We start from the raw sequence: 5,746 nt of genomic DNA, 5'->3' as shown, positions 1-5,746 counted from the left end.
CCGAGCGCGTGACCCGCCTCCACGACAACGCGGCGCTCTTCCTCAAGCTCGCGGGGGAGGCGGGTGACGCGCTCGGGCTCCTCGCGGATCAGGCGCAGTGCGGTGAGCGCGGCGGCGGTGGACGCCGGGGGCAGCCCGGCGCTGAAGACGAAGCCGGGGAGCGTGTACCGGAAGTGCTCGATGAGCTCGTGGCGTCCGGCGACGTAACCGCCGCAGCTGGCCAGGGACTTGGAGAGCGTGCCCATCCAGACGTCGACGTCGTCGGGGTTGACGCCGGAGTGCTGGGCCATGCCGCCGCCGGTCTTGCCCATGACGCCGATGCTGTGCGCCTCGTCGACCATGAGGAGCGCGTCGTGCTTCTGCTTGACGGCGACGAGGGCGGGCAGGTCGGCGGTGTCGCCGTCCATGCTGTAGACGCCTTCGACGACGATCAGGACGCGCCGGTAGGTGCCCCGGACGTGGCCGAGGATCCGGTCGAGGGCGGCGAGGTCGTTGTGCGGGAACGGCTGGCGCGCGGCGCCGGACTGCCGGCAGCCCTGGATGATGCTGTCGTGCGCGAGCGCGTCGTGCAGGATCAGGTCCTCGGGGCCCATGAGGTGGCCGATGACGGTGACGTTGGTGGCGTGTCCGCTGACGAGGCTCACCGCGGCCTGCGCGCCGACGAGTTCGGCGAGCCCCTGGTCGAGTTCGTCGTGCAGCGGCCGGTTGCCGGACAGGATGCGCGCGGCGGAGACGGAGGAGCCGTAGCGGGCGACCGCCTCCTGGATCGCGGCGGCGACCTCGGGGTGCCCGGACAGGCCGAGGTAGTTGTAGCTGGAGAAGGAGATCAGCTCGTGGTCACCGACCCGGCTGGTGTCGCGGATGGTGCCCTCGTGGCGCAGGAAGTACGGGTTGACGACCCCGGACGCCTCCAGGTTGGCCTTGCGCTCCAGGGAGGCGCGGACCTCGGGGAAGAGCCGTACGTCGGCGGCCTCGCTCCGGTCCGGGGCGGCGACGGGAGCGGGGGCGACAGGCGCGGGGGCGACGGGAGCAGGCGCGGGCTTGGGGCTCGGGATGATCGTCCGCTGCACGGACGGCGCGGCGGACGGCGACATGGACGGCGCGGCGGACCGCGTGCCGAGCCGGCTCTCCACCGTCCGCACCAGGTCGCCGACGGACGCGATCTCCATCATCTCGGCGGCCTTGACCTCCAGGTGCGGCCACTGCCTGCGCAGCCGCGTGGCGAGTTCGGCGAGCATGATCGAGTCGAAGCCGAGGTCGGTGGCGAAGACGTGCTCGGGGCGCAGGAAGTCCTGCGGGTAGGCGCTGACCTTGGTGATCGCGTCGATGACGATGCCGGAGACGTCCTCGGGCACCGCAGCGTCGGCCGGCGCGGGGGCGAGGACAGCGGCGGGCGCGGCCTCCTGGACGGTCGCGGGAGGCACCGGGACCGCCGGGAGGGGCAGGGTGCGCGCGGCGGCCGGGTCGAAGGACTGGAGCAGCGACACCTGGGCGTGCAGGAACTCGATGAGTCCGCTCATCCGAGGCTCTCCGTTCTGGTGGGACGTGGCGGGGACGGGGGAAGGAATGACGGCGCGCAGCGGCACCCCGGCAGACTCGACGCCCCCGACGGCGAACCCTGCGGCGTGAGCGACCTCGGCGGCCACGACGACCGGCTCGGCCGCCTCGCGCCGGGGCCGCCCGACCCCCGTACGGACCGTGTAGACGTCGGTCGCGAGCGGCGACGGCGGCAGGGACAGCAGCCGCGCACCGGCCCCGGCGAACAGCGGCGCCGTGTTCACCGGCACGCCCGCGACGGCGAGCCGCCCGAGCCCGGTGAGCAGCGCGCGCCCGTCGTCGGCGCGGGACACTGTGAGCGGCACGAGGCCGAGCCCGGCGCCCGCCTGTGTGCGGCGGGCCATCCGCAGCAGCGTGTCGCCGCCGTAGATCTGGACGAGGAAGGCGGTGCCGGAGTCGGCGACGGTGCGGACGGCGTCGGTGAAGCGGACCGGCGCGGTGTTGTGGCGGGCCCACAGCTCCTTGATGCCGTCGGGGTGTTCGGCCCGGGCGCCGCTGACGCCGGAGACGAAGGGGCGGGCGGGTCCGGTGAGCGGGAGGGCGGCGATGGTGTCGGCCATGACCTCGTCGGCGGCGGCGACCAGGGGCGAGTGGAAGGCGTGGGAGACGCGCAGGCGGACGGCGGCGGTGCCGTTCGCGGCGCAGTGTTCGCGCAGGGCGTCGGCGGCCTCGGCGCTGCCGCTGAAGACGACCTGGCCGTCGTGGTTGTAGCAGGCGGGCCAGACGCCCTCGACGGCTTCGGCGAGGCGTTCGGCGTCGGCGGTGGGTGCCTGGACGGCGAGCATGGCGCCGCTGCCGGAGGGGACGGCGGCGGCGAGGGCGGCGCCGCGTACGGCCATGAACCGGACGGCGTCCTCGGGTGCGAAGGCGCCGGCGGCGACGGCTGCGGGGAACTCGCCGACGCTGTGGCCCACCGCGAGGTCGGGTTCGACGCCGCAGGCGGCGAGGAGTTCCATGGTGGTGACGCCGGTGATGCCGAGGCCGGGCTGGCACAGGTCGGTGACGGTGAGGGCGGCCTGTGCCTCGGTGTCGTCGTCATCGTGGGCGTCCCACAGGAGGCCCGGGAGGTACTCGGCGACGGTGGGGGCGTCCTCGGCGGTGGCCGCGGCGAGTTCGGCGGCCCGGGCGGCGACGGACGGGAAGCGGCGGGCGAGGTCGGCGAGCATGCCGGGGCGCTGGGAGCCCTGGCCGGGGAAGGCGAACGCGATCCGGCGCTCCTCGGGAGGCAGCGGTTTCGCCGAGGCGTGGACGCCGGGGGCGAGTTCGCCGAGGGCGCCGTCCGCGAGGCGGCTCGCGGACCGGCGGAGCTTGTCGAGGAGTTCGTCGCGGTCGGCGGCGACGAACGACAGGCGGGCGGTGAGGAGTTCACGTGTCGCGAGGGTGCGGGCGACCTCCTCTGGGGTGGCGGAGGGGTCGCGGACGAGGGAGTCGTGCAGGACGTCGGCGTACTGGGCGAGGGCCTCGGCGCTGCCGGCGGAGAGCAGGAACAGCCAGGGCTCGTCGGGGCGTTCGTCCCCCGGCTCGGTGGTCTGCGGGGTGCTCTCCAGGACGGCGTGCACGTTGGTGCCGCCGAATCCGAAGGAGCTGACGCCGGCCCGGCGCACGCCGTCGTGCGGCCACTCCCGCGCGGTCGCCGTCAGGCTCAGCCCGGCCCGGTCGATGGGGAGTTCGCCGTTGACGCGGATCTCCCCCGGCTGCGGGGGCACGACGCCGTGGTGGACGGCGAGGGCCGCCTTGACGAGGCCGGCCGCGCCCGCGGCGGAGAGGGTGTGGCCGATCAGGGCCTTCGAGGAGCCGAGGTAGCAGGGCCGGTCGGCGCCCTCCTCGGCGCGCAGCATGCCGATCGCCTCGACCTCGGTCCGGTCGCCGACGGGCGTGCCGGTGCCGTGCGCCTCCAGCAGGTCGACGTCGCCGATACCGATCCCGGCGTCCTTGTAGGCGGCGCGCAGGGCCGCCAGCTGTCCCTGGGCCTGCGGGGTCATGGGCCCGCCGCCGCGCCCGTCGTTGGCGGAGCCGACGCCGGTGACGACGGCGTAGATGCGGTCGCCGGCCGCGATCGCGTCCTCGACGGGGCGCAGGACGAGGGTGGCGCCGCCCTCGCCGAGGACGAATCCGTCGGCGCGTTCGTCGAAGGGGCGGCAGCGTCCCGCGCGGGAGATGGCGCCGGCCCGCGCGAAGCCGATCAGGGGGGTGGGGGTGAGGCTGAGGTAGACGCCGCCGACGAGGGCGATGTCGCAGGCGCCCGTGGCGAGGCTCTTGACGGCCGTGTCGAGGGCGACGAGCGCGGAGGAGCACGCCGCGTCGAGGGACATCGACGGGCCGCCGAGGTCGAGGACCTCGCTGACCGTGCACGGGATCATGTTGGCGAGGCAGCTGGGGATCGTGAAGGGGTTCATCGGCATCACCGAGGAGCCCGTCGCCTCGTGGAGGCGGTCCATGAGGTCCGGGTCGCCCTCGCCGTTGTGCAGGGAGCCGTCCGCGAGGAGGCTCGCGGTGATGCGGGAGACGCTGATGTCCCGGTGGTCGATCGAGGAGACGCCGCAGAAGACCCCGGTGCGGGACCGGTCGAAACCGTCCTGCTCCCAGCCGGTGTCCTGGAGGGCCTCCCGCGAGAGGTCGACGAAGAGTTTCGCCTGCGGGTCCATCACTCTCGCCCGGCGCGGCGGGATTCCGTAGTGCGCGGGGGCGAAGTGGTCCACGGCGTCCAGGAACGCGACCTGGTCCGTGTAAACGGCGTGCGGATCTCGGAAATCACCCGGGCGGTGATACACGGAGTGGTCCCAGCGGGATGCCGGAACAGCCGCGAACTGTGGTTCCGCTTTCACCAGGATCTGCCAGAACTCGTCGATATTGGCGGCTCCGGGGAATCGGCACGACATGCCGACGACAGCCATTCCAGACATTGACCGGTACCTCGATCCAACGTCGATTCTGTAAATGCCCTAGAAGCCGACGCCGGATGCCGCCGGGTCATGGAGAGACCCGCCCATCGGGAAATGCGGGAAAACACCGGACGACACCATGCTGAACACCAGGATTACCGTCTCCCGGTCTTCCGACGTCGACACGCAGAGCTTGCATCCGACTCTGTAGCGCGCACAACCCGCCTTCTCATCGAGCGGAAAAGATACCTGCACGTAACGACGGGGAATGGGTACGGGAGGGGCGAAAACTACTTCCGGCGTGAAGGATCCCTTCCCGTGCCGCTACCGCTCCGCCGACAGCCCCACCTGCCGTGCCAGCGCCGCGACCCCCTGCCGGAACAGCGCGTCCCGGTCGTCGACGACCCGGTTGAACTGCCCCAGCACCTCGAAGCTGATGAGCCCGAAGAGCTGGGCCCAGGCGGCTGCGGCGGAGGTCACCGCGCCGGCGGGCAGGGAGCGTTCGGCGAGGAGGGGAAGGACGTCGGGGCCGAGGACGGCCTCGTCGTCCCCGGTCGGCACGGGGATGGCCAGGGCCCCCGCGGCGTACGCGTTGTCCAGGACGTCCAGCAGGACGAGGGCGACCCGGGACGCGGGCGCGACCGTGTCCCGGGGGGCGTCGTACCCGGGGACGGGCGAGCCGTAGATGAGGGCGTACTCGTGGGGATGGGCGAGGGCCCAGGCGCGGACGGCGCCGCAGGTGGCGTGCCAGGTGTCCCACGGGGAGGAGCCGGCGGCCTGCGCGTACGCGGTCTCGGCGGCGGACCCGATCGCGTCGTAGGCGTCGACGATCAGGGCCGTCAGCAGGTCGTCGCGGCTGGGGAAGTACCGGTAGAGGGCCGACGAGACCATGCCCAGCTCGCGTGCGACGGCGCGCAGGGAGAGCCGGCCGGGTCCTTCCGTAGCGAGGTGCGCGCGGGCCTCTTCCTTGATGGCCTGGGCGACTTCCGCGCGGGCCCGCTCCTTGGCTCCTTGGATCACGTCCATACCGAGCAGTCTGCCATCCCGTAAAGCACCGACCAAGAGTGAGAGCAACGCTCTTGCTTTGAGACAGTGCTCACTGCAACACTGCTCCAGGAAAAGAGCAGCGCTCCAGAATGGGAGCGCCTCCCTACGCCTTCCCACGCCTTCCCCCAGGGCCTCGCAGCGTGGCGTCCCCGCAGGTCAGCCGCCCGCGCCCCCTCCCCCCACCCCTTCCAGGCCGTAGCCGCAGAGGAAGAAAGGACCCACGTGATGGTCACCTCGGTGCCATCCGGGAACGACAGGAC

The 5,746-nt window shown here is 72.9% G+C and carries 2 protein-coding genes; both read right to left on the bottom strand.

The genetic code is table 11. The features are described from left to right. The coding region (locus tag AOK24_RS40880; RefSeq protein ID WP_206191352.1) for a type I polyketide synthase at positions 1–4,460 on the bottom strand (4,460 nt) is incomplete at its 3' end. A gap of 303 nt (positions 4,461–4,763) precedes the next feature. Further along, the gene (locus AOK24_RS40875) at positions 4,764–5,465 is read right to left on the bottom strand and encodes a TetR/AcrR family transcriptional regulator (RefSeq protein WP_055724970.1); all 702 of its coding nucleotides are present in this window, start codon (positions 5,463–5,465) and stop codon (positions 4,764–4,766) included. Positions 5,466–5,746 lie beyond the last annotated feature (281 nt).

The organism is Streptomyces niveiscabiei (genome assembly GCF_001419795.1).
Classification (GTDB): domain Bacteria; phylum Actinomycetota; class Actinomycetes; order Streptomycetales; family Streptomycetaceae; genus Streptomyces; species Streptomyces niveiscabiei.
Note: the sequence above shows the minus strand (reverse complement) of the source record. Positions and strands in the feature narration are given on the sequence as shown.

Excerpts from the sequence above, each read along its gene's own strand:
- AOK24_RS40875 (WP_055724970.1), bottom strand. The coding sequence starts at position 5,465 with ATGGACGTGATCCAAGGAGCCAAGGAGCGGGCCCGCGCGGAAGTCGCC.